The 23305-nt window shown below is 65.5% G+C and carries 21 protein-coding genes; 2 read left to right on the top strand and 19 right to left on the bottom strand.

Going from position 1 to position 23305, the window contains the following annotated elements; all coding sequences use genetic code 11:
- Nucleotides 1-12: 12 nt before the first annotated feature.
- The 7 genes from AC3WUM_RS22970 to AC3WUM_RS22940 all read right to left on the bottom strand — a co-directional run bounded on the left by AC3WUM_RS22970 (nucleotide 13) and on the right by AC3WUM_RS22940 (nucleotide 9100).
- Complete coding sequence (locus tag AC3WUM_RS22970; protein WP_492413351.1) at nucleotides 13-1161, bottom strand: NADH:flavin oxidoreductase; 1149 nt, start codon at nucleotides 1159-1161, stop codon at nucleotides 13-15.
- On the bottom strand, nucleotides 1151-2287 hold the full coding sequence (locus AC3WUM_RS22965) for a Gfo/Idh/MocA family protein (protein WP_492413349.1): 1137 nt from the start codon (nucleotides 2285-2287) through the stop codon (nucleotides 1151-1153). Before AC3WUM_RS22965 ends, AC3WUM_RS22970 begins: the two co-directional genes overlap by 11 nt.
- Nucleotides 2288-2300: 13 nt before the next feature.
- Entirely contained in the window at nucleotides 2301-3467 is a 1167-nt protein-coding gene (locus AC3WUM_RS22960; RefSeq protein ID WP_492413347.1) for an alkene reductase, read from the bottom strand.
- Between the two features lie 11 nt (nucleotides 3468-3478).
- On the bottom strand, nucleotides 3479-4912 hold the full coding sequence (locus AC3WUM_RS22955; RefSeq protein ID WP_492413345.1) for an MmgE/PrpD family protein: 1434 nt from the start codon (nucleotides 4910-4912) through the stop codon (nucleotides 3479-3481).
- Nucleotides 4913-4983: 71 nt separating this feature from the next.
- A complete protein-coding gene (locus AC3WUM_RS22950; RefSeq protein WP_492413343.1) occupies nucleotides 4984-6213 on the bottom strand; it encodes a cytochrome P450 in 1230 nt (409 codons plus the stop codon).
- 22 nt (nucleotides 6214-6235) lie between these two features.
- Complete coding sequence (locus AC3WUM_RS22945) at nucleotides 6236-7714, bottom strand: aldehyde dehydrogenase family protein (protein ID WP_492413341.1); 1479 nt, start codon at nucleotides 7712-7714, stop codon at nucleotides 6236-6238.
- Nucleotides 7715-7807: 93 nt separating this feature from the next.
- Nucleotides 7808-9100 carry an amidohydrolase family protein gene (locus tag AC3WUM_RS22940; protein ID WP_492413339.1) on the bottom strand — a complete coding sequence of 431 codons (1293 nt, stop codon included), beginning with the start codon at nucleotides 9098-9100 and terminating at the stop codon, nucleotides 7808-7810.
- 194 nt (nucleotides 9101-9294) lie between these two features.
- On the opposite strand from AC3WUM_RS22940, the gene AC3WUM_RS22935 reads away from it, so the two are divergent.
- Nucleotides 9295-9978 carry an SDR family NAD(P)-dependent oxidoreductase gene (locus tag AC3WUM_RS22935; protein WP_492413337.1) on the top strand — a complete coding sequence of 228 codons (684 nt, stop codon included), beginning with the start codon at nucleotides 9295-9297 and terminating at the stop codon, nucleotides 9976-9978.
- 2 nt (nucleotides 9979-9980) lie between these two features.
- The gene (locus AC3WUM_RS22930; protein WP_492413335.1) at nucleotides 9981-10592 is read left to right on the top strand and encodes a short chain dehydrogenase; all 612 of its coding nucleotides are present in this window, start codon (nucleotides 9981-9983) and stop codon (nucleotides 10590-10592) included.
- A 19-nt stretch (nucleotides 10593-10611) separates the two neighbouring features.
- On the opposite strand, the gene AC3WUM_RS22925 is transcribed toward AC3WUM_RS22930, so the two are convergent.
- Genes AC3WUM_RS22925 through AC3WUM_RS22870 form a run of 12 tightly spaced genes read right to left on the bottom strand, consistent with a single transcriptional unit; the run spans nucleotide 10612 to nucleotide 23295 of the window.
- A complete protein-coding gene (locus tag AC3WUM_RS22925) occupies nucleotides 10612-11124 on the bottom strand; it encodes a nuclear transport factor 2 family protein (protein WP_492413333.1) in 513 nt (170 codons plus the stop codon).
- Complete coding sequence (locus tag AC3WUM_RS22920; protein ID WP_492413331.1) at nucleotides 11121-12362, bottom strand: MFS transporter; 1242 nt, start codon at nucleotides 12360-12362, stop codon at nucleotides 11121-11123. The genes AC3WUM_RS22925 and AC3WUM_RS22920 overlap by 4 nt, the downstream gene beginning before the upstream one ends.
- Nucleotides 12359-13144: an SDR family NAD(P)-dependent oxidoreductase gene (locus AC3WUM_RS22915; protein WP_492413329.1), complete on the bottom strand. Its 786-nt coding sequence runs from the start codon at nucleotides 13142-13144 to the stop codon at nucleotides 12359-12361. Before AC3WUM_RS22915 ends, AC3WUM_RS22920 begins: the two co-directional genes overlap by 4 nt.
- A 2-nt stretch (nucleotides 13145-13146) precedes the next feature.
- Complete coding sequence (locus AC3WUM_RS22910; protein ID WP_492413327.1) at nucleotides 13147-14283, bottom strand: acyl-CoA dehydrogenase family protein; 1137 nt, start codon at nucleotides 14281-14283, stop codon at nucleotides 13147-13149.
- 7 nt (nucleotides 14284-14290) lie between these two features.
- Entirely contained in the window at nucleotides 14291-15058 is a 768-nt protein-coding gene (locus tag AC3WUM_RS22905) for a 3-hydroxyacyl-CoA dehydrogenase (protein ID WP_492413325.1), read from the bottom strand.
- 20 nt (nucleotides 15059-15078) lie between these two features.
- The gene (locus AC3WUM_RS22900; protein ID WP_492413323.1) at nucleotides 15079-16251 is read right to left on the bottom strand and encodes a thiolase family protein; all 1173 of its coding nucleotides are present in this window, start codon (nucleotides 16249-16251) and stop codon (nucleotides 15079-15081) included.
- Between the two features lie 19 nt (nucleotides 16252-16270).
- A complete protein-coding gene (locus AC3WUM_RS22895; protein WP_492413321.1) occupies nucleotides 16271-16591 on the bottom strand; it encodes a 2Fe-2S iron-sulfur cluster-binding protein in 321 nt (106 codons plus the stop codon).
- 18 nt (nucleotides 16592-16609) lie between these two features.
- Nucleotides 16610-17626 carry an NAD(P)H-dependent flavin oxidoreductase gene (locus AC3WUM_RS22890; protein WP_492413407.1) on the bottom strand — a complete coding sequence of 339 codons (1017 nt, stop codon included), beginning with the start codon at nucleotides 17624-17626 and terminating at the stop codon, nucleotides 16610-16612.
- On the bottom strand, nucleotides 17601-18806 hold the full coding sequence (locus AC3WUM_RS22885; protein ID WP_492413319.1) for an acyl-CoA dehydrogenase family protein: 1206 nt from the start codon (nucleotides 18804-18806) through the stop codon (nucleotides 17601-17603). Before AC3WUM_RS22885 ends, AC3WUM_RS22890 begins: the two co-directional genes overlap by 26 nt.
- Nucleotides 18807-18815: 9 nt before the next feature.
- Nucleotides 18816-19922, bottom strand: a complete 1107-nt coding sequence (locus AC3WUM_RS22880; protein WP_492413317.1) for an acyl-CoA dehydrogenase family protein — start codon at nucleotides 19920-19922, stop codon at nucleotides 18816-18818.
- Nucleotides 19919-22093, bottom strand: coding sequence for a 3-hydroxyacyl-CoA dehydrogenase NAD-binding domain-containing protein (locus tag AC3WUM_RS22875; RefSeq protein ID WP_492413315.1), 2175 nt, complete (start codon nucleotides 22091-22093; stop codon nucleotides 19919-19921). Before AC3WUM_RS22875 ends, AC3WUM_RS22880 begins: the two co-directional genes overlap by 4 nt.
- Entirely contained in the window at nucleotides 22090-23295 is a 1206-nt protein-coding gene (locus AC3WUM_RS22870) for an acetyl-CoA C-acetyltransferase (RefSeq protein ID WP_492413313.1), read from the bottom strand. The genes AC3WUM_RS22875 and AC3WUM_RS22870 overlap by 4 nt, the downstream gene beginning before the upstream one ends.
- Between the last annotated feature and the right edge of the window lie 10 nt (nucleotides 23296-23305).

The raw sequence follows: 23305 nt of genomic DNA, 5'->3' as shown, positions 1-23305 counted from the left end.
CTGATGAGTCAATTACGGTACTGCGCCGACAGCGCATTCGAGTCGACTCTGCACGGCCTGCGGGTCATAGGGACTCAAATCCCCGAAGCGACCATTGCGCACGTACCGCGGCCATTCCGGATTGGCCAGTAGCATGCGTCCAAGCGCCACCAGATCGAACTCGCCGCGATTGAGCATCCGGGTCAGGGCGTGAAGATTGGATTCGGAAACCGCGGTCGCACTCATCTCGCCGATGTAGTTGCCGTCGAGTGGGCCGCGAAGACCGACCGAGCCGACGGTCACGCTCGGCCTGCCCGTCAGCTTCTTCGCCCAGGCGGCCAGATTGAGTTCGCTGCCTTCGAACGCGGGTTCCCAGAAGCGCCGAGTCGAGGCATCGAAGAGATCGCAACCGGCATCGGCCAAGGGACGCAGCAGTTGCTCGAGTTCGAAAGGATTCTCGGCAATGCGGGCTTCGTAATGCCCGCCCTTCCACTGCGAAAAGCGAAGCATGATCGGGAACCCGGAGCCCGTCGCCGAGCGGATGGCAGCGACGATTTCGGCGGCGAAGCGGCTGCGTGCCGCAATCGAACCGGCGTAGCCGTCGGTGCGACGGTTGGTCCGCATCCAGAAGAACTGGTCAATTAGATAACCATGCGCCGCGTGAATCTCGACACCGTCGAAGCCGATCACCTGCGCGGTGCGCGCCGCTTTCGCAAAGGCGTCGATGACATCGGCGATATCCGCATCGCTCATTGCTCGTACCGGCCGCTTGCCGACTACCGACGGCGCGATCGAAGGTTCTTCTGGATTGTCGGTCTGTTCCTGCAGGCGGCCGAGCCCGCAATGCCAGAGCTGCACGAAGATTTGCGAGCGCTCCGCGTGCACCGCCTCGACAACTTCGCGCCAGCGTGCGATCGCCGCGTCACCATGGAGCTGCGGAACGCGGCGGCTCTGATGCGCGACCGCGTGCGGTATCGCCGTGCCTTCGGTGACGATGAGACCGGCGCCGCCGCGGGCACGCCTCGCGTAGTAGGCCGGCGCATCGACGCTCGGCACGCCGTGCGTCGAGAACTCGCGCGTCATCGGTGCCATCACGATGCGATTGCGCAACTCGAGTGCGCCGATCTGCAGTGGCTCGAACAGAACCGAGGCCAGATCGCCGGAGAAAGCCTCAGTCGACATCGGCGAGATCGACCCAGGCACGCGACAGCTGCGAGCGACGTGCCGCTTCGAGAATGCGCTCGACGGCCCACGCCTGCTCGAAATCCGGACGACAGCTCCCACCTTCACGAATCGCACGCAGCATGTCGTGAAAGGCCCAGGCCATCGATGCCGATTCCGGCGCTCCCGATACCGCGGACAGCGGCGAGCCGTTGGGCAGGCATCGCAGATCCGCGGGCATTTGCACTTCTTCCATTCGCAAAGCGTCGGCATCGCTGGCGAAAAGTCGCGTCGCGAGATGCTGGGGGAACGGCGGCTCGCTCGCCAGACGCAGCCGCCCCGCGCTGCCGTTGACCTCGATCATGCAGCCTGTCGGCGCGACCGAAACCCAGCTCGGCTGTACCGTCGCGATCATGCCGCTGGTGAAGCGCAGCATGAGCACCGCCGTGTCGGTGCTCTGCGGGGTTACACGCGATCCGTCCTCGAAGCTCCATTCCGGCAGGTAGCGCGCGTCGTGGCCGATCACCGATTCGACTTCGCCGAACAGGTACAGCATCGAATGGAGCAAATGGCTGCCGAGATTGCGCAGCGCGGAACAGCCATGCTCGCCATGCTGGAACCAGTTATAGGGGAAATCGACCCTGGGTTTGTTGAACAGCGAGAGCTGGAACTGCGCCTGGCAGACGAAGGGAGTGCCGAGAAAGCCCTCGTCGATCATCTCGCGCATGCGCCGGTACGCCGGCACCCATTCGCAGAACGCATCGACGCAGCCGACACGTCCACTGCGGCGCCACGCCTCGTGCAGGCGTCGCGACGACTCGAAGCTCTCGGAGAATGGAATGCCGTTGTAGACATGCTTGCCCGCATCCAATGCCGCAAGCACCATCTCGCGGCGCCAGTCGGGCCGCGTGCCGCAGTCGACGATGTCGATCTGCGGATCGCGCGACATTTCGCGATGATCCCAGAACGCCCGTTCGATGCCATGCTCCCTCGCCGCCTTCTCGGCGGTTTCCCGGCGCGACGTACAGATGGCGACGACTTCGACATCGTCGAGCGCCCGCCAAGCCGGCAGGTGCGCATACGCACCCCAGGCAGCACTGATCAAGCCGACGCGCAGCTTGCGCGCCGAAGCGTTCGCCTCGGCCATCGGGGAAGCCTCATCAGATGTTGAGTCGAAGCAGCAGTGCGTCCGCGTCGTCGTGGACCTTGGGATCGAGCACGGTCGCCTCCGGATTCGACGGGTCGTACGCCGGATAGTCGACGTAGCCCTCCGCGCCGAGCGAATAGGTGGTATTCATGTCGGGCTGCGAAATCGGCCAGCCGTGGCGCAGGCGCTCGACGAGATCCGGATTCGAGATGAACGCGCGTGCAAAACCGATGAGGTCGGCCTGCTGCTCGGCGACGAAGCGCGCATAGTCGATCGCGCGCAGGCTGCCTTCGGCAAGCACGAGCCCATGGAAACTCCTGCGAATGTCCTGATAGACGCTCGAACTCGCGAGATCACCGAAGTACAGATGCAGGAACGAAAGCCCTTTTCGCTTGTTGAGTTCGTCGACGAGATAGGCGTACTTCTCGGCGATGTCGTCCTCTTCGATGTCGTGCACCTGGAAGCCCGGCGTGAGCTTGATCGAGACGAACTCCGGCCCATTCACATCGATCACGCGATCGAGCACTTCGAGCGCGAATCGCGCCCGGTTCTGCGGCGATCCACCGTAGCGATCGGTGCGCTGGTTGACGTTGGTCGAGAGGAACTGGTGGATCAGGTAGCCCGAGTCGGCATGCACCTGCACGCCATCGAAGCCGGCGAGCACCGCGAGTTTCGCCGCACGCGCGAATTCGTCAGCGATCAGCGGCACTTCTTCTGTTTCGAGCGCGCGCGGCATCTCGTAGGGCGTGACGCGCGGAATGTTGATCGTGATGCGGCGCGAATTGCGCGGAATACGCACGGCCGACGGGGCGACCGGCGGGACGGTGCGCTGCAGGAACTGCAGGTTGTTCGCTCGTCCGACGTGATTCATCTGCAGCACGATGCGACCGCCTCGCTCGTGCACTGCGTCGGTCACGCATCGCCAGCCGAGCGCGTGCTCGGTCGTGAACATCGCCGGCGCGTTCATGAAACTGCGACCGACCGCGCTCACGGGCGTCGAGTCGGTGATGATCAGACCCGCACCCGCACGCTGGCGGTAGTGCTGCGCCATCAGTTCGTTGGGCGTGCCGTCGATTTCGGCGCGCACGCGCGTCATCGGCAGCATGACGATGCGATTCGGAATCCTAAGGCCGCCCGGTAGCGTCAGCGGCTCATAGAGTGAAGCGAGGTCGAAGGACATCGGAAGCGCCCTCAGTGCAGCAGGTTGATGAGGCCGAACACGTCGGGCTGCTTCTCGAGCGACATCACGGTCTCGATGCATTCGTCGATGCGCGAAGCGGCCAGGCCCTGGCAGGTCGAGTTGCGGAACTTGGCGAACAGGCTCGCATCGTCGAAGCGCGTGTCCTCGCGGAACGGATCGCCCGGTGCGTATTCGTCTGCGGCTTCGAAGGTCCGGCCCGCGGCGCGCAGCACGACGCGGCTGTGCGTACGCTCCCAGCGCCCCGCGAGCAACTGCTCGACCACCTTCTGGTCGATGTCACCATCGCGATGGCATTCCACCTTGGCCTTGATCGCTGCGACTTTCGGATCGTTCCAGTATTCCGGTGAAACCCACTTCGGGCCTGCCGGAATGCCGAGCGCCGACATCGCGATGAGGTGCGGCATGCTGAACTGGCAATCCGCCTCCGAGCCGACGACCGGACTGTCCATGTGATACGAGAACATCATCTGGTTGCTGTAGACGTCGACCTTCTCGATGTCGTCGGTCTTGATGCGATGCTGCTTCACGAGTTTTTCGAACAGCCCCAGCGGGCCGTGCGTGAAGCGACAGCTCGGATAAGGCTTGAACGAAGCATCGAGCGTGATCCAGCGCGAGCCGAGCTGGCCGACGGCGTCCTGCGGCGCGACATCGATGCAGCCGGCCATCTGCCACCAGTTGGCCTTCACCTCACCGATGTCGCCGTCGAAGATGTCCGGATCACCCGTGAAACCGTTCTGTGCAAGCAATGCGGCGAGCGTGCCGCTTTCGGCCATGAAGGCGTACGGGTTGTACTTGAGGTGGCTGCGCGGCGGCTGGTTCCAGCGGCCTCCGGTCGGAATCGTCGATGAGAAGCCGGCGATGCCGAAGGCCGACGCCATCTGCTGCGCGTCGAGCGCAAGCAGCTTGCCCGCACCGATGACCGCCGGAAACACAACCCAGTTGACGCCGCCGCCCGAAGGATTGAAGCGCATCTGCCCATCGGCACCGACGGCGACGTGGCGCGTCGCCGAGGCGATGCGGGCACCGAGTTCATAGGCCAATGCCGCGGCGACGAGAAAATCGCGCCCGCTGCGACCGGTCTGCTCGGCGATCGCGAGTGCCGGCATGAACGAGCATTGGCCGTGATGGCCAAGCTGCAGGCAGGTGTCGTCGGCTTCGAGCGCCGATGCAAGCGTCGCATTGCAGAACGCCACGCTCGTCGGCGAACTGCGCTGCCCGGTCACCAGGACCGTGCAGTCCGGCGTCCCACCGAGTTGCTGGCGCGTGCGCAGTGCGAGTTTGCCCGCACTCGTCGAAAAGCCGGCGACCGCATTGCCGAGCGTGTCGAGGATCAGCCGCTTGACCTTGTCGACGACCTCGGACGGCAGCGACTCGTAGCTCGCGCCGTTGATGTAGTCGACGAGCGTCCTGGTGTACTGCGTCATGGTTCTTCTCCCGGTGGTCCGCTGACGGACGACCGCGCTTATGATTTTTATCGATCGATACCGATCGGGCGTTACCAGCTCAACGGCAGATAGTCGACGCCGAAGACGATGCCGCCGTGCATGCGCGGCGATTCGCCCTGCTTGACCTTGAAAGCCGGAATTCGCTTGAGCCATTCCTCCATCGCCACGATCAGTTCGCGGCGTCCCAGATGCGAGCCCAGGCAGCGATGCACGCCGGTGGCGAAGGCCATGTGCCGGCCGATCGGGCGATCGATGTCGATCTGCGTCGCGTTCTTGTGCTCTTCTGGATCGCGGCTGCCGAACATCAGGCCGATGACGATCCAGTCGCCGGCCTTCATCTGAACGCCGTTGAGCACCGTATCGCGCAGCACGCGACGGCCCGTGGTGACCACCGAATGTGCGCGCAGCAGTTCTTCCACGGCCTGCGGAATCAGCTCGGGACGATCGCGCAGACGCTGCTGGGCGACGGGGTTTTCGGCAAGGAACTTGAAGAAGAAGCCCAGCGAGGACGCCGTGGTGTCGAGCCCTGCGATGAACAGCAGGTAGAGCATGCCGATGAGCCGGTGCGGGGGCAGCGGCTGGCCGTCGACGCGCGCATTGACGACGATGCTCGTCACGTCGTTGTCGCCGGGGGACTGCTTGCGCTTCTCGATGAGTTCGAGCAGGTAGTCGCGGATCGCGATGCCGCCGGCGACGCGGCCTTCGATCGTCGCGCTGCGCAGCAGCTCGTCGCCCCATTTGACGAAGCGATCGAAGTCCTCCATCGGCAGGCCCATGAGCTCGAGGAAGATCTTCACCGGATACGGCCGGGCGAAATCCTCCATGAACTCGACCTCACCCTTGGCAAGGGCTTCGTCGATGAGCTTGTTGCAGAACGAGCGCAAGCCCTTGTCGAGCGCGTCGATGCGCTTGGGCGAGAACACCGGATCGAGAATCTGGCGTAGCTGGCGATGCTCGGGCGGATCGACCTCCAGCGGGGCAAGATCCCAGCTTTCACCGATCAGCGCGGTGAAGCCGGATTTCGACTTGCTGCCGAACAGCGACGGATCGCCCATGACGGTCTGGATGTCTTCGGCACGCGTGAGCACCCAGGCGCCCGCGTTGCCGGAGTAATGCACTGGCGTGTAGAAAATCGGCGACTTCTTGCGCAGCTCGTCGATCGCGAGGAAAGGATCGACGTCCGTCGGCGTGGCCCAGATGTCGTAATCGACGATGAGCTCGCGCGGCACGTGTGCCGGCACGTTCGAGACGTCGACCCGCAATACGCTGTGATTACCCATGTGGTCTGCGTTCCTTGTTCGATCAGCCTGCGTGGAAGACGATCGACTTCACGTAGCTGTATTCGTTGAGTCCGTCGGCACCGTATTCGCGGCCGTAGCCGGAACGCTTGATGCCACCGAACGGAGCATGCGAGCTCATGCCGCCAGAGCCGCCGTTGAGATAAACCTCGCCGGTGCGGACCTGCAGAGCGATTTCGTAGGCGCGACCGACGTCGGCCGAGAAGATGCCACCGCTGAGTCCGAAGTCGGAGTCGTTGGCGAGCGCGACGGCTTCCTCGTCGGTGTCGAAGCCGATGATCACGCCGATCGGGCCGAACACTTCCTCCTGCGCGATGCGCGAGCGGTTGTCGACGCCGTCGAACAGCGTCGGTTCGAAGAAGAAGCCCTTGTCGAGTCCGGCGGGCCGCTTGCCGCCGGCGACCAGCTTGGCGCCCTGCGACAGTGCGACATCCACGTACTGCTCGGTGCGGCGACGCTGCGCATCACGGATCAGCGGTCCCATGCCGACGCTAGCATCGGCCGGATTGCCGACCTTCACCGCCCGCGTCATTTCGCCGAGTCGCTTCGCGTATTCGGCGCGCACCGAGTTGTGCACGAGATGGCGCGTATTGAGATTGCAGCCCTGCCCTGCGTGCCAGGTGAAGTTGAACAGGCCTGCGCCGAGTGCGAGGTCGAGGTTGGCGTCCTGGCGCACGATCAGCGCCGACTTGCCGCCGAGCTCGAGCAGCAGGCGCTTGAGCGTCGGCGCGGCCTGTGCCTGGATCGCGGCACCGACGGCATCCGAACCCGTGAAGGTGATCAGGTCGATGCGCGGATCGGTGGTGAGCATCTCGCCGACGTCCTTGCCACCTGTGACGATATTGAGCACGCCCCTCGGCAGGCCCACTGCGTCAGCGGTTTCGCCGAGGATCAAGGCCTCGAACGGCGTGTACGGTGAAGGCTTGAGCACGACGGTGTTGCCGGCCGCCATCGCCGGAAAAATCTTCGCCACGTTCATGAAGAACGGGAAGTTGTACGGGGTGATCGCCGACACCACACCGACGGGCTCGCGCACGGTGACGCCACCGCCGAGCATCTTCGCACCCGTCATCGTCGGATTGACATCGACCGGCAGCCCCTTGAGGGGGCTCTGGTAGCACTGATCGACGAAGAACTGCGCATGCTGCAGCGGAATCGCGAACTGCACGTACTGCGCCGGCAATGTTGCGCCGGCTTCGATCATGATCAGGTGCTTGATCTCGTCTTCACGCATGCGCAAGGCATCGAGGAAGGCCTGCAGCCTGGTTGCCCGCTCCTTGCCCGACATGCGCGGCCAGGGGCCTTGATCGAAAGCGCGCCGTGCCGCAGCGATCGCCGCGTCGGCCTCGACCTTGCCGGCCACGGGCGCCAGCGCGATGAGTTCTTCGGTCGCCGGATTGACGACGGCTTCATGAGCGCCGTCAGCGACGGGAACCCATTCCGCGTCGATGTAGAGCGACTCGGGATACGAACGGCCTGCCATTGGTTCTCTCCTCCTGTGCAGACATCGGGCGCGCGATCGCACGCCCGCTGAATTGTTCGGCCGCGGCGCGCACTGCGCGCCGCGCCGGATGGATCACATCGAGGTCAGCATGCGCTGGATGTCGCCCGACGTGATCTTGCGCTTGTCTCCGTCATGCGGTTTGGCGGCTCCGCCGAGGCCCGGAACCGGATCGGTGTTGACGTGCGTCGCCTTGGCGCGCAACGAGCCGACCGTGCAGTTCTCGCGACCGAGGATCGAGAACGGATCGAACGAGAACTCGCGCATCGCATTGAGGTGCGTGATCTTGTCGACCGTCGCTTTCGGTATGTCCTTGAGGCTGTTGACGAGCGCTTCGGGCGAGCGCGGCCATTCGCTGTCGGAATGCGGGTAGTCGCTCTCGTAAGTCACCATGTCCTCGCCGACGTCGGCAATGTTGCGCATGCCGAAGGCATCGTCGATGAAGCAGGTGATGAAGTGGCGGCGGAAGGTGTCGCTCGGCATCTCGTTGCCGAAATCCGCATTGGTCCAGGCCTTGTGATGCCGATGCGTCGCGTCCGCGCGCTCGAGGAAGTAAGGCACCCAGCCGATGCCGCCTTCGGACAGCGCGAGGCGCAGGTCCGGATAGCGCTGCCACATCGGTGCGTGCAGCCAGTCGCCGGCGCTCAGCGCGATGGTCATCGGGAAGGTGGTGATCCAGGCATCGATGGGGGTATCGAGCGATGCATGCGGCGGCGGCGATCCCGAGCCGATGTGAGCCGCGATCACCACCTTGTGATCGTTGCAGACCTTCCACAGAGGCTCCCAGTACGCGTCGTGAACGCTCGGCAGCTTCACGCTCGAAGGGCTGTCGGGAAAGCTCACCGCGTGCACGCCGTGCGGCACCATGCGCTTGATCTCCTGCACGCAGAGTTTCACATCCCAGAGCGGCAGCAGGATCAGCGGAATGTGGCGGCCCGGATAGCTGCCGCACCAGACGTGCACGTGCCAATCGTTGTAGGCGCGGATCACCGCGTACATGAGCTCCTTGTCCGCGACTTCGAGAAAGCCCGTCGCGGCGAACCCCGGAAAAGTCGGGAAGCACAGCGAGGCCAGCAGGCCGTTCGCGTTCATGTCGTCGATGCGCGCGTGGATGTCGTAGCAACCCTTGCGCATGCCCTCATAGGAGGTCGGCTCCATGCCGTACTCCTCGAGCGGACGGCCGGCGACGGCGTTGAGGCCGATCGACGGATAAACCTTGCCTTCGAAGGTCCAGAAGTCGCGATCCTTCTTGCTCTGGATGCGCGGGGCGCGGCTCTTGAACGGAGCATCGATGAATTGGGTGAACAGATCGGGCGGCTCGATCAGATGGTCGTCCACGCTGATCAGGATCAGGTCGTTGATGTTCATAGCTACAAGCAGCTCCTCGTCATGACTGGCCGCGATCGGAACGGATCATGTCCCGTCGCTCATGTTTGTATATATGATCTTAATGATCAATCATTGAAGCCGGGCGGTCAAGCGGTTGAATGCACCGCTTCGACACCCCGCCGACACCCCCACAAGATGCGCCCGACAGCGCCATACGACGAGGAGATATTCGAATGCGAAGAGTGGTTGCAATCACCGGTGCCTACGGCGCCCTGGGACGAGCCGTCGCCGCACGTTTCGCCGCGGATGGAGCGCGGCTGGCATTGATCGATGCGCAAGCATCGCCGGCCTCGTCGGAGCCCGCGGACTCGCTGCACCTGGGCAACGTGGATCTCGTCGATGCACAGGCCGCGAAGCTCGCGATCGACACCGCCGCGACGCGCCTCGAGCGCATCGACGTGCTCGTCAACGTCGCCGGTGGATTCCGTTGGCAGGCATTCGCCAACGACGAACCGCAGACCTGGGACACGCTGCATCGGCTGAACCTGCTGACCGCGGTCAACGCGAGTCGCGCCGCCCTGCCCTGGCTGCTGCGCAGCGGCTCGGGGCGCATCATCAACATTGGCGCACTCAGTGCCGAGCGCCCCGGCGCCGGAATCGCCGCCTACACCGCTTCCAAGAGCGCCGTGCATCGCTTCACGCAGAGCCTCGCCGACGAGTTCAAGGGCCACGGCCTGACCGTCAACGCGGTACTGCCGTCGATCATCGACACGGCGGCGAACCGCGAGTCGATGCCCGATGCCGATCACGGCAAATGGGTGCAACCCGAGGAACTGGCGAACGTGATCGCGTTCCTGGCCTCGCCGCAGGCCGGCGCGATCACCGGGGCTCTGCTGCCCGTTTGCGGAGGGCTCTGACCATGCGCATCGTCGTCATCGGCCGCGGCGTCATCGGCTCGGCGGTTGCAAGCCTGCTGCGCCAGCGCCACGAGGTCGTGCAGGCAAGCCGCAGCGGCGGCGATCTTCTCGTCGACGCCCGCTCGGAAGATTCGATTCGCGATTTCTACGAGCGCTGTGGACGCTTCGACGCGCTCGTCGTCGCGCTCGGCAGCGGCCGCATCTTCACGCCGCTCTGGGAGCTCTCGCCCGCCGACTATCTCGAAGCCTGGCAGGACCGCGTGATGTCGCAGATCAACCTCGTGCGCCTGGGCCTGCCGAACCTGCGCGACGGTGGCTCGTTCACGCTGTCGAGCGGCTTCATGAACAAGTCACCGCTGCCAGGCTTCAGCGCGATCACCGCATCGAACGGTGGCATCGATGGCTTCATCGTCGGAGCGGCGCGCGATCTGCCGCGCGGCATCCGGATCAACGGCGTCAGCGCGACTTTCGTGAAGGAGACGCTCGAAGGTTTCGGCATGACCGATCTGTCGGCGTACGCGGTGATGCCCGCCGCTGCGGTCGCTCGCAGCTATGCGCTCGCCGTCGAATCGGATTTCACCGGCCGCGACCTCGACACGCGCGAGCTCGCCTGAATCCCATCGCGGATTCGCGTCAGTACCGCGAAGGATCGAACAAGCGCTGCTGCAGCGGCGCCCACGCGGCGGGCTGAGCGCCTTCGATCTCGATGACGCGCAGCGAAAAGCGCCAGCGCCCGTCGGCGCAAAGCCGGAGTTCGTCGAGATAGCGTCCGAACACCCAGAGCTTGGGCTGCGCATCGTCGTCCTCGTCGACCCGCAGGATGTAGCTCTGCACACGCGCATCGCCGGATCTTTCATCGACCTCGATGCGATGCTGCGTGATCAGGTGCTTGTGCCAACGCGATGGTGCCTTGGTGTGCAGCGCGATGAACGGACGCAGCGCCGCCTGGCCTTCGACACGGAACGCCGGTGCGAGTCGCGGCCGCACTTCGAACACGCCATCCGGCAGGAAGCAGTCGAGCCAGTCTTCGTCGAGGCCGTAGTCGATGGCGGTCGCGTAGCGCTGCAGCGTCTCGACGATAGCCTGACGCCGCTCCAGCTGCGCGACACGGCGTTCGATCGCCTCAAGGCGGGCTGCGTCGCTCATGTGTCCCTTTTGCTCGCGATCCAGAACAACATCGCGGCGAAAAGATTGATCATCAAGGTGCAGGCCATTGCATGAGCGAGTGAATCCGCACCGCCGAGCGCGTCGCTGATCGTGCCCGTCAGCAGAGGCCCGAGGCCGACACCGACCAGCACGTTGCAGAGCTGTGTCGCCGCGAGCACGCCACCGCGCAAAGCTGCAGGCGCGTGGCCGATGATCAGGGCGTAACCAGGACCGAGCCAGCTGCCCAGCGTGAACCCGAGCGCAAGCGTACAGGCGATCGCGGTGTTCTCGTTCTGCGAGAACGCCATGCCGAGCCCGGCCGGCACCGATAGCGACACCGAAGCAGCTGCGAGCCATCCGCCCGCCCCGGGGCGCCGCGCCGCGAACCGGTCCGCGAGCGGTCCTGCGACGGCGGCGCCGAGCGCCTGGAAGATGCCCGCGGCCATCGCGACGACGACGCCCGCTTGACGCAGATCCATGCCATGCGCGCGAATCATCAGCGAAGCCGCCCAGGTCCACACTGAAGCCCCCACCATCGAAGCCAGCGCCATTGCCGCCATCGCGCAGCTCAGTCGCTTGAGCTTGGCGATCTGCCGCAACGCGGCGAGACCGTGATCCGAGCTGCCTGCGGACAAGCCGGTACGCACGGGCTCCTTGAAACTCGCGAGCAGCAACAGCGCGAGCAGCAGCCCGGGCGCACCGGCGATGAAATAAACCGAGCGCCAGCCATGCGCCGACACGATCGCGCCACCGAGCAGGAAAATCGCACCCATGCCGAAGGCGACGCTCAGGTAGAACAGGCCTATCGCGGTCGCGCGCCGACGCTCGGGAAACAGATCGGAGATCAGCGACAAGCTCGCGGGTGCCGTACCGGACTCCGCGGCGCCGATGCCGATGCGCGCGAGCAGCAGCATGGTGAAGTTCGTCGCGAAGCCCGATGCGAGCGTCAGCAGGCTCCAGACCGACAGCATCGCCGCGAGCAGCCGCGTGCGCGAATGGCGATCGACCAGCCAGCCCATCGGCAGCACCGCGAGCGCGAACGGCGCCGCATGCGCGAGACCGCCGAGCAGGCCGATCTGGCCGTCACTGAGCCCGAACTCGCGCTTGACGGGCTCGATGATCACCGAGATCACGCTGCGGTCGATCGTGTGGCAGGCGTAGATCAGCGTCAGCAGGCTCAGCGCCCACCAGGCGCGCGGAGCCGCATGCTCCAGCGGAGCTGCGGCAGCCCGGCTCATTCGTTCGGCAGCCCGGAGACCGGCACCGGCATCGCCTGCGAGGAATGCCGCAGGAAGCCGCCGTCGACGAGCACCGTCTGCCCGGTAATGAAGCTCGCGCTCTCAGACGCCAGGAACATCGCAAGACCGGCAACGTCGCCCATGCGCCCCTGGCGCTTGACGAGCTGCGCAGCGTGGATGCGTCGCTGGAAGACCGCGTTGACCTGTGCCATGGCGGCCGGAGAATCGATGAGTCCCGGCGCAAGGCCGTTGACGCGAATGCCGTCGCCCGCAAGCTCGTCGGCGAGCGTCAGCGTGAGATTGTTCACCGCAGCCTTGGTGAGGCTGTAGGCGCCGTTGGCCATGTAGGAGGCCATCGACGACATGTTGAGGATCACGCCGCCACTTTCGCTCAATGCCGCACGGCAGGCACGCGCACAATGCAGCACGCCGACGACATTGACCTCGAGCAGACGCATGAGCCGCGGCGATGGAATGCTCGTGAGCTGGTAGATGTCGCCATAGGCGATGCCTGCATTGTTGATCAGCACGTCGATGCGACCGAGCCTGGCGATCACTTGGCGCACGGCCGCTTCGACGCTGGCTTCGTCGGCGACGTCGAGCTGAAAGAAGCCGTGGCGGCTCGACGGCCCTGCGAGCCCTAGCGTGGTTTCGCGCGCTGCCTGCGCATCGAGATCGGCCGACGCGATCGCAGCACCTTCGGCCGCGAAAGCTTCACAGAGATGACGGCCGATACCGCTGCCGGCGCCGGTCACGAGCACGACCTTGCCTTCGAATCGCATCGCTAGCCTCCGATCAGCGAGCGGCCGATCAGCAGCCGCTGGATGTCGCTCGCCCCTTCGTAGATCTGGGCCACGCGCACGTCGCGGTAGTAGCGCTCGACCTGGGTTTCGCGCGTGTAGCCGCAACCGCCGTGAATCTGGATCGCCGCGGAGCAGACCGCCTCGGCCATCTCCGAAGCGAACAGCTTGGCCATCGAGGCTTCGGTCAGACAGGGCCTGCCGGCGTCCTTGAGGCTGGCCGCATGCCAGACCAGCTGGCGCGCGGCCTCGAGCCGCGTGGCCATGTCGGCGAGACGAAAGCTCACCGCCTGATGCTGTGCGATCGGCTGGCCGAAGGCTTCGCGTTGAGTCGAGTAGTCGACGGCCGCCTGCAGCGCCGCCCTCGCCATGCCGAGGCATTGCGCGGCGATGCCGATGCGGCCCGATTCCAGATTCGACAGCGCGATGCGATAGCCCTCGCCGGGCGTGCCGAGCAGCGCCTCGTCACCGACTCGGCAGTCATCGAAGACGATCTGCGCCGTGTCCGAGGCGTGCTGGCCCATCTTCTCTTCGATGCGGGCGACGGTGTAGCCCGGCGTGGAGGTCGGGACGGCGAAAGCCGAAATGCCCTTCTTGCCGAGCGCCTTGTCGGTGACCGCGAAGACGATCGCGAGATCGGCATGGCGGCCACTCGTGATGTAGTGCTTGACGCCGCGGATGACCCATTCGTCGCCATCACGCACTGCGGTCGTGCGCAGGTTCGCCGCATCCGATCCGGCCTGCGGCTCGGTCAGGCAGAAGCAGCCCAGCCATTCACCGCTCGCGAGCTTGCGCAGCCAGCGCTCCTTCTGCGCCTCGCTGCCGTAGCGGTTGAGGATGCCGCAAGGCAGGGAGTTCTGGACGCTCACGATCGTCGAAGTCGCGCCGTCTCCGACGGCGATCTCCTCGATCACGAGCACCAGCGACATCATGTCGAGCCCGGCGCCGCCCCATTGCTCGGGCACCGTCATGCCGAGCACGCCGAGTTCGGCGAGCCCCTGCAAGGCTTCGCGCGGAAAGTAATGCTCGCGATCCCAGTCGGCCGCATGCGGCGTGATCCGCGCGGCGACGAAATCTCGCACCGCGTCGCGAATCATCTCCTGCTCGTTCGTGAGGATCATCGGCAGCTCACTTCGCCGCCATGCGGATCGCACCGTCGAGCCGGATCGTCTCGCCGTTGAGCATCGGGTTCTCGACGATGGCCTGCACGAGTTGCGCGAATTCCGCGGGTTTTCCGAGCCTCGACGGAAACGGAATCGTTTTGCCGAGCGAGTCCTGCACGTCCTGCGGCAGGCCGAGCAGCATCGGCGTCTCGAATATGCCCGGGGCGATCGTCATGACGCGAATGCCATAGCGCGCGAGCTCGCGCGCGATCGGCAGCGTCATGCCGACGACGCCGGCTTTCGAGGCCGAGTAGGCCGCTTGCCCGATCTGGCCATCGAAGGCCGCGACCGAGGCGGTGCAGATGATCACGCCGCGCTCACCGCCCTCGTTGGCCGGCTGCTTCGATATGCGCTCGGCCGCCAGGCGCAACAGGTTGAACGTGCCGACGAGGTTGATGTTGATCGCACGCGCGAAACTGTCGAGCCGATGCGGACCCTCCTTGCCGACAACCTTCTCGCCCGGTGCGACGCCGGCGCAGCAGACCAGGCCGTGCACGCCTCCGAATACGTCGACTGCGGCCTGCACCGCCGCGGCAGTGGATTCCGCATCGGTCACATCGGTGCGCATAAAGTGAGCCGACTTGCCGAGTTCGGCGACGGCCGCCTCACCCGCCTGAACGTTGACATCGGCAAGCACGGCCTTGCCACCCGCTTCGACGAGGCGACGCGCAGCCGCGAGTCCGAGTCCACTCGCACCACCGCTGATCAGAAAGACACTGCCCTGAATATTCATGTCGGTTCCTTTCGCTTCGATCAAAGGCGCTCGACGATGGTCGCCGTCGCCATGCCATGGCCGATGCACATGAGCTGCAATCCGAGCGTGCCGTCGGTGGCCTCGAGCCCGGCGATCGTCTTCGCGAGCAGGCCTCCGCCACTGGCTCCCAGCGGATGACCGTGGGCGATCGCCCCGCCCCAGGGATTGACTTTGTCCATGTCGGCATCGAACTCACGCGCCCAGGCGAGCACGACGCTCGCGAAGGCTTCATTGACCTCGATCCAGTCGAGATCCGCGATCGATAAACCCGCACGCTGCAGGGCCATCCGGGTCGCCGGCATCACGCCTGTCAGTTGCAGCACCGGATCGGAGCCACAGGCGACGCGCGCCCTGAAGCGAGCACGCGGATGCAGGCCATCGGAGGTCGCCCGCTCGCGATTGGCGATCAACACCGCCGATGCACCATCCGAAATCTGGCTCGCGTTGGCGGCCGTCACCACGCCGCGTCCCTCGGGCCGCAACACCGGCAGCATCGCGCGCATGCGCTCGACGTCGACGAGATGGCGCACGCCTTCGTCGTTCGCGAAATCGATCGTCGTCCCATCGGCGCCAAGTCCTGCCAGACGCACGCGCCCGTCGGCATGCGCCATCGCGCGGCTTGCACGCTGGTGGCTTTCGATCGCGAAGCGGTCACAGTCCTCGCGCGTGACGTTCCAGCGCTCGGCGATGCGCTCCGCACTCTCGATCTGGTGGATCAGCGGATAGCGCTGCAGCAACGCCGGATTGAGATCCTCGAAGCCGCGGAACTCGCGCTGGCCGAGCGTGATGTCGAGAAACATCGGCACGCGCGACATGCTCTCGACACCACCTGCGATGACGTAATCCATGTCGCCAGCCGCGACCGCCTGCGCTGCGAAATGCACGGCTTGTTGGCTCGAACCGCACATGCGGTTGAGCACGACGCCCGGCACGGTTTCGGGCAAGCCCGACAGCAGTGCTGCGAGACGACCCACGTTGGCCGCCTGTTCACCGGCCTGGCTCACGCAACCCGCAATCACGTCCTCGATGCTCGCAGGCGCGAGGCCGGTGCGTTTCAGGAGCCGGTCGATGACCTCCGCCAGCAGTGAATCCGGGCGCCACTCACGCAGGGCGCCGCGACGACGGCCATAAGGGCTGCGCAGCGCATCGACGACGACGGCCTCGGCACTCATTTCACTCGCCCCGGACGCATCAGAACTGCGACACCGGCAGATGCACGACGAGTCCGTCGAGCTCGGGCGTCACCTTGATCTGGCAACTCAGGCGGCTACTGGCGCGCGTGTGCGTTGCGCTCTCGATCATCGAGACTTCCAGCTCTTGCGCGGGCGCGACACGTGCCGCCCACTCGCCTTCGATGTAGCAATGACAGGTCGCACAGCTGCAGGCGCCGCCGCAGTCCGCGACGATGCCCGGCACCATGTTGTCGACGGCGGCCTGCATGAGCGAGCTGCCATCGGCCACCTCGACGAGGTGCGATTTTCCGTTGTGCTCGATGAAGTTGATGCGTGTCATAAAAAGACTTCGATGCGTTCAGAGAAAGTAGGACGAGGCGACGCGCAGCTGCTCGCGGCATTCGGCGACCATGCGTTCGATGAGCTCGGCACAGCTCGGCACATCGTCGATGAGGCCGACCACCTGCCCGCCCCAGACGAGGCCGCCTTCCGGATCGCCACGCTCGAGCGCCTCGCGACCGCGCACGCCGCGGACCAGATGCTGTACGTCGGCGAACTGCGCGCCGCCGGGACGCCGCTCGATCGCAACGACTTCGTCCGAGATGCCGTTCTTGAGCACGCGCCCGGTGTTGTGCAGCGTGCGGAAAATCAGGTTGGTGTCGCGCTCGCTCTTGTCGACCATCATCTGCTTGATGAGCTCGTGGATCGGTGCTTCCTGGGTGGCGCAGAACCGCGTGCCCATGTTGACGCCCTCGGCACCGAGCGCGAGCGCCGCCGCAAGGCCACGACCATCGCCGATGCCGCCCGAGGCGATCACCGGAATGCCGAGCTTGCGCGCCGCCAAAGGAATCAGGACGAGTCCGCCGACATCGTCTTCGCCCGGATGTCCTGCGCATTCGAAACCGTCGATGCTCACGATGTCGACGCCATGTCGCTCGGCCGACAGCGCATGGCGCAGGCTCGTGCACTTGTGAACGATGCGCACGCCCGCGGCCTTGGCTTTGTCGATGAAAGACTTCGGATTGCTGCCAGCGGTTTCGAGCACCTTGATGCCAGAGCCGATGATGGCGTCGAGATAGGCCTCGTAAGGCGGCGGCGTGGCGCTCGGCAGGATCGTCAGGTTCACGCCGAACGGCCGATCGGTCATGCCTCGGCAGCGCTCGATCTCGGTGACGAGCGCTTCGGGCGTCGGCTGCGTGAGCGCAGTCAGAACGCCGAGGCCGCCGGCGTTCGAGACCGCCGCAGCCAGCTCGGCCCGCCCCACCCACATCATCCCGCCTTGCACGATGGGATAACGAATACCGAGCATCTCGGTCACGCGCGTACGCATAGTCGTCTCTGCAGAAGCGCTACTTAAGCGCGTTGAAAGGGAGATCGCGATCGAGTCTCAGATCCGGCGGCAGCCCGAGCACACGCTCGGCGATGACGTTGCGAAGGATCTCGTCGGTGCCGCCGGCGATGCGGAAGCCCGGCGCGAAGAGGTAGTGATGGCGAAAGCCACGCATGGGCTCGCGTTCGTCGTCTGCGATCGCCGCGGCTTCGAACAGGTCCATCGCGAAGGCGCCGATGTCCTGTCGCGTCTTGGCCATGACGAGCTTGCCGATCGACGCTTCCGGTCCCGGGGGCAAGCCTTTCGACACTGCGGTCTGCACGCGCATGCGGATGAAGTCGAGACCAGCGTCGTTGATGTAGAAATCGGCGATCGCCTGGCGTACCGCACTGCTGTCGAGCCGCGTGCCTTCGCCGTCCCGAATCGAGGATGCCAGCGCAACGAGTTCCTCCGCTCCAGGCGCATCGGGCGGACGTCCGATCGCGAGGCGCTCGTGCATCAGCGTGGTCAATGCGATCTTCCAGCCCTGCCCGACCTCGCCGAGACGCTGGGCGTCTGGAATGCGGACGTCGGTGAGAAAGACTTCGTTGAAGTCGCATTCGCCCGTCATGCCGCGTATCGGACGCACTTCGACTCCGGGCGTGCGCAGGTCGAGCCAGAACATCGTCAGGCCCTTGTGCTTGCTGAGGCTGGCGTCGCTGCGCGCGAGCAGCAGGCCGAAATCCGAATGGTGCGCCCACGAGGTCCAGACTTTCTGGCCATCGATGATCCAGTCCTCGCCTTCACGCCGTGCACGCGTGCGAATGCCGGCGAGATCGGAACCGGCCGCGGGCTCCGAAAACAGCTGGCACCAGATCGTCTCTCCACGCAGCGCCGGCGGCAGCAGGCGCTGCACGACCTCGTCGCTCGCGAAGCTGTAGATCGTCGGCAGGCACATGCCCATGCCGACCTGGAACGGCGTCAGCGCGAGCGAATAGCGCGCCTCTTCGTGCGAGAAAATGATCTGATGGATCGGGTCCTCGCCCTGTCCGCCGGCGGAGCGCGGCCAAGTGATGCCCACGTAGCCCGCCGCCTGCTTGCAGGCCTGCCAGCCGCGGGCGCGCTCGACGAACTGCGCTTCCGTCTCCTGCGTCTCGCGACGGCTCCAGCGTGGTGCGGCCTCGCGCATCCACTCGCGCACCCGAGTGCGATAGCTGGCCTCGTCGGGGCTGTCTTCGAAATCCATGTGGCCTCCTCAGGCCGCGGCGCGCTGGCGCAGCGCAGCGACGAGCCGATCCGACCAGCGACTGCGATTGCCAAGCTCGAGTGCGAGCAGACGCGCCCGGCGATAGTAGAGATGGCAGTCGTTTTCCCAGGTGAAGCCGATGCCGCCGTGCAGCTCGATCGCCTCTTCGGCTGCGAACGAGCAGGCTGCGGTCGCCGCGAGCCGCGCACCCGCCGCAGCGAGCGGCAATTCGGCGGAGCCGTTGGCGAGCGCCCAGGCCCCGTAGTAGCAGTGACCGCGTGCGAGTTCGATCCTGGTGTACATGTCGGCGAGCCGATGTTTCACCGCCTGGTTAGCGCCGATGAAGTTGCCGAAGGCGCGCCGCGTTTTCGCATAGTCGACGCAGGTTTCAAGCAGCATTTGCGCCGCGCCGATCTGCTCGAAAGCGGTGTACACGGCGACGATGTCCATGAGCTTCGCGGTCAGCGTCGCGCCCTCGCCGGGTTCGCCGAGGCGAATCGCCGGCGCCACATCGAAGCACAGGCGTGCGTGCGAACGCAGGCAATCGATCGTGTCGATCGGCTTTCGTTCGACACCCGCATCGCGCAGATCGATGAGCCACCACCCCCAACCGGTGCCATCTTCTTCGGCGACCGCGGAAACGATCGCGAAATCGGCGATCGGATCGGCAACCAGGGTTTTGTCGCCGCTGAGCCGCCCGGCTCTCACATACGCGGCAGGCTTCGCATCCCAGCTGCCGTGGCCCTCGACGAAAGCGAGCGTGCCGATCACACTCGCATTGGCGAGCTTGGGCAGCCATTCGTCGGCAATCGCGCCGCCTGCGAGCTTGAGCGCTTCGGTCGCGCGCAACACCGATGAAGCGAACGGCACCGGCGCGAGCCGGCGCCCGGTCTCTTCGGCGGCGACGCAAAGCTCGAGTGCACCCAGGCCGAGCCCATCGTGCCGCTCGTCGATGGCGGCCGCGGCCAGTCCCATATCGACGAGACTCGCCCACAGCTCACGGTCGTAGGCTGCCCCGCGCTCCATGACCTGACGTGGCGAGGCGCGATGTTCGTCGAGCAGGCGACGCAACTGCGTGCGCAGTGCTTCCTGCTCTTCGGAAAACTCGAAGTTCACACCGAGGCCTGCGTTGCTGCCGGGTGGAAGCGCTCGCCGCTCGCTGCTCGCCGATGCAGCCAGGCACTCGGACGGAAGCGCTCTCCATGCTTGTCCGCCAGTGTCTCGCATGACGAGACGAATGCGCGCAGGCCCATGGTGTCGATGAGCGAATAGACGCCGCCCGTGTACGACGGAAAGCCGATGCCGAGCACCGAGCCGACATCGCCCTGGGCCGCATCATCGATGACACCCTCTTCCCAGGCGCGCGCGGCTTCGAGCGCCTGGATGAGCAACAGCCGATCGCGAATGTCGTCGGCATCGAAGTCCGGGCGCGGAGCGTAGTGCTGCCGCAAGCCGGACCACGGCTTGCGCTGCTGGTCCGCGTAATCATAGAAGCCGGCGCCATGGCGACGGCCCTTGCGATCGAAGCGCTCGACGAAATCCTCGAACACGCGAAAACCGTAAGGCTCCTGCCACTTCGATCCAGCCTCCTCACGACGCTTGCAGGTCGCGCGATACGTAAGGTCGAGCGTCAGGTCATCCATCAGCGCGAGCGGCCCGAGGCCGAAGCCCGCGTGTCGCGCGAGATTGTCGATGAGCGCCGGAGCGTAGCCGTCGCCGACCATGCCGACGGCTTCGAACAGATAAGCCGTGATGATCCGCGTCGTGAAGAATCCCGGTGCATCGTTGACCTGGATCGGCGTCTTGCGCAATTGCTTCACGAAATCCAGCGCCTGCGCGAGTGTCTGCTTCGAGGTCCGGCTACCCGAGATCACCTCGACCAGCGGCATCCGATCGACCGGTGAAAAGAAATGTAGTCCAATGAAGCGTTCGGGCTTTTCGATCGTTCCGGACAGTTGCCCGATCGGCAAGGCCGAGGTGTTGCTCGCGACGATCGCGTCGGGACCCAGGACGGCGGCGAGCTTTTGGAACACCGTGGCCTTGACCTGGCGATTCTCGAACACCGCTTCGACGACGAGTTCGCAGTCGGCAAGTGCACGGTAGTCCGCCGTGGCGGTAATGCGCGAGAGCGTGGCATCCGCTTCGCCGGCCGCCATGCGCTTGCGCGCGATGAGCTTGCTGAACTGCTCACCGATTCGTGCGCGTCCGGCCTGGGCCTGTGCCTCGCTGGCGTCGAGCAGCACGACCTCGATGCCACGCTGCGCCGCAACCTGGGCGACACCGGTGCCCATGAGCCCGGCGCCGATCACGCCGATGCGGCGAAAGCTTTTCTGCTCGAAGCCGGCTGGTCTCCGCGCAAGACGATCACAAGCGTTGCGCGATACGAAACCGGTGCGCAGCAGGTTTCGCGAAACCGGATTACGCAGCAGGCGTGTGAACTCGCGCGATTCGACCCGCATGCCCGCTTCGAACGGCAGTGCAGCGCCGCGCACGACGGCGCTCAGCAGCGCGATCGGCGCCGGATAGTTGTGCCGCGTGTCGACGCTGATCCGGGTCGCGAGCGTATTGCTGAGCTGGTTGATTCCGGCATCGAAAAAGCCGCTTCCGCCCGGAATTCGAAACCCCTTGCGATCCCAGGGCTGCAAGGCCTGTCCGCCCGCGAGAATCCATTGCCGCGCCTCGTCGAGCAAGGACTCCGGCTCCGCGACCGCGTGCACGATGCCGCGCGTCAACGCTTCTTCGGCTGACAGGCGAGTCCCTTCGAGCATCAGCGTCACCGCGGCTTCGATGCCGATGAGCCGCGGCAAGCGTTGTGTTCCGCCCGCGCCCGGAAGCAGGCCGATGCCGACTTCGGGAAGCCCGAGCACGAGCTTGGGCAAGCGGGCGACGATGCGATGGTGGCAGGCGAGCGCCAGCTCCAGGCCGCCACCGAGCGCCGAGCCGTTGATCGCAGCCACGAACGGCTTGCCGCAGGTTTCGAGGCGACGCATCACGAGGCTGAACGGCCGCGCGATGTCCCGATAGACGCTGGCCTCGTCGCCGAGCCCATCGAACTGGGCGACCATGCCGTGAATGTCACCGCCGGCCATGAAGTCGGCCTTGTCCGAGGTCAGCACCACGCCGCGAATCGACGCGTCCTTGGCGACATGCTCGATCATGTTCGCAAGCTCGACACCGAACGTCAGCGTCGCGAGATTCATCGGGCGATCGACGCAGTTCATGCGCAGCACGGCGACGCCGTCGGTGCCGATGTCGAGGTTCAGCGAGGAAACCGGCACCTGCGTCATGACACTCTCTCGATGATCGTGGCCGTGCCCATGCCAAGGCCGACACAGGCGGTGATCAGTGCAGTGCTCTTGCCACGGCGCTCGAGCTCGTCGAGCACGGTGCCGAGCAGCATGGCACCGGTGGCGCCGAGCGGATGGCCCATCGCGATCGCACCGCCGTTGACGTTGATGCGCTCGTGATCGATGTCGAAGCGCTGCATGTACCAGAGCACGATCGAAGCAAACGCCTCGTTGAGCTCGAACAGGTCGATGTCGGCGATTGACATGCCCGCCTTGGCGAGCACTTTTCGCGTGGCTGCCTCGGGCCCCGTGAGCTGGATCGTCGGCTCGCTGCCGACCGAAGCTGCGGCGCGAATCCGGGCCCGTGGCTTCAGCCCGAATCTCGCTCCGGCCTCGGCGCTGCCGACGAGAACCGCAGACGCACCATCGACGATGCCGCTGGAATTTCCGGCGGTATGCACATGATCGATGGCAAAGACTTCGGGATAGCGCTGCAGCGCGACGGCGTCGTAGCCGCTTGCCCCCTGATTGGCGAATACCGCCGGCAATGCGGACAAGGATTCGAAGCTCGTATCGGCCCGCAGATGCTCGTCGCGATCGAGCAATACCTGCCCGAGTTCATCGACGACAGGCTGGACCGAGGCAGCGAAATAGCCTTCATTCCAGGCATGCGCAGCGCGCTGCTGGCTCGCGAGCGCATAGCGGTCGACGTCTGCGCGCGACAGCCCGGCACGCGTCGCGATCAGATCGGCACCGATGCCTTGCGGGGCCAGATGATTGTCGTAGACGAGGATGGGATCGCTATACCAGGCCCCGCCGTCGGAACTCATCGGCACGCGCGACATCGACTCGACGCCACCGGCGACGACCAGATCGCAACTCCCGCTGCGAATCTGACCGGCGGCGAGATTGACCGCATCGAGTCCCGACGAGCAGAAGCGATTGATCTGGATGCCCGGCACCGAGTCTGCGTAGCCCGCGCGCAACAGCGCGGTCCGCGCGATGTTGCAGCCCTGCTCGCCCACCGGGGAGACCACGCCGAGCACGACATCGTCGACGCCGCCGGCGGGAAGCCGATTGCGCGAGGCGATGGCCGACAGCACTTGCGCCGCGAGCTCGACGGGCGGCACCTCGTGCAAGGCCCCGTTGGGACGGCCGCGGCCGCGCGGGGTGCGAAGGTGGTCGTAGATGAATGCGTACACTGGGCGGCGT

The sequence above is a fragment of the Hydrocarboniphaga sp. FW305-C-57 genome, from assembly GCF_058783045.1.
Note: the sequence above shows the minus strand (reverse complement) of the source record. Positions and strands in the feature narration are given on the sequence as shown.

Coding starts and splice junctions, on each gene's coding strand:
- AC3WUM_RS22895 (WP_492413321.1), bottom strand. CDS start 16,591: ATGACACGCATCAACTTCATCGAGCACAACGGAAAATCGCACCTCGTC.
- AC3WUM_RS22875 (WP_492413315.1), bottom strand. CDS start 22,093: ATGACGCAGGTGCCGGTTTCCTCGCTGAACCTCGACATCGGCACCGAC.
- AC3WUM_RS22935 (WP_492413337.1), top strand. CDS start 9,295: ATGCGAAGAGTGGTTGCAATCACCGGTGCCTACGGCGCCCTGGGACGA.
- AC3WUM_RS22900 (WP_492413323.1), bottom strand. CDS start 16,251: ATGAGTGCCGAGGCCGTCGTCGTCGATGCGCTGCGCAGCCCTTATGGC.
- AC3WUM_RS22915 (WP_492413329.1), bottom strand. CDS start 13,144: ATGCGATTCGAAGGCAAGGTCGTGCTCGTGACCGGCGCCGGCAGCGGT.
- AC3WUM_RS22950 (WP_492413343.1), bottom strand. CDS start 6,213: ATGGGTAATCACAGCGTATTGCGGGTCGACGTCTCGAACGTGCCGGCA.
- AC3WUM_RS22945 (WP_492413341.1), bottom strand. CDS start 7,714: ATGGCAGGCCGTTCGTATCCCGAGTCGCTCTACATCGACGCGGAATGG.
- AC3WUM_RS22960 (WP_492413347.1), bottom strand. CDS start 3,467: ATGTCCTTCGACCTCGCTTCACTCTATGAGCCGCTGACGCTACCGGGC.
- AC3WUM_RS22910 (WP_492413327.1), bottom strand. CDS start 14,283: ATGATCCTCACGAACGAGCAGGAGATGATTCGCGACGCGGTGCGAGAT.
- AC3WUM_RS22940 (WP_492413339.1), bottom strand. CDS start 9,100: ATGAACATCAACGACCTGATCCTGATCAGCGTGGACGACCATCTGATC.
- AC3WUM_RS22885 (WP_492413319.1), bottom strand. CDS start 18,806: ATGGATTTCGAAGACAGCCCCGACGAGGCCAGCTATCGCACTCGGGTG.
- AC3WUM_RS22925 (WP_492413333.1), bottom strand. CDS start 11,124: ATGAGCGACGCAGCCCGCCTTGAGGCGATCGAACGCCGTGTCGCGCAG.
- AC3WUM_RS22930 (WP_492413335.1), top strand. CDS start 9,981: ATGCGCATCGTCGTCATCGGCCGCGGCGTCATCGGCTCGGCGGTTGCA.
- AC3WUM_RS22955 (WP_492413345.1), bottom strand. CDS start 4,912: ATGACGCAGTACACCAGGACGCTCGTCGACTACATCAACGGCGCGAGC.
- AC3WUM_RS22920 (WP_492413331.1), bottom strand. CDS start 12,362: ATGAGCCGGGCTGCCGCAGCTCCGCTGGAGCATGCGGCTCCGCGCGCC.
- AC3WUM_RS22905 (WP_492413325.1), bottom strand. CDS start 15,058: ATGAATATTCAGGGCAGTGTCTTTCTGATCAGCGGTGGTGCGAGTGGA.
- AC3WUM_RS22965 (WP_492413349.1), bottom strand. CDS start 2,287: ATGGCCGAGGCGAACGCTTCGGCGCGCAAGCTGCGCGTCGGCTTGATC.
- AC3WUM_RS22970 (WP_492413351.1), bottom strand. CDS start 1,161: ATGTCGACTGAGGCTTTCTCCGGCGATCTGGCCTCGGTTCTGTTCGAG.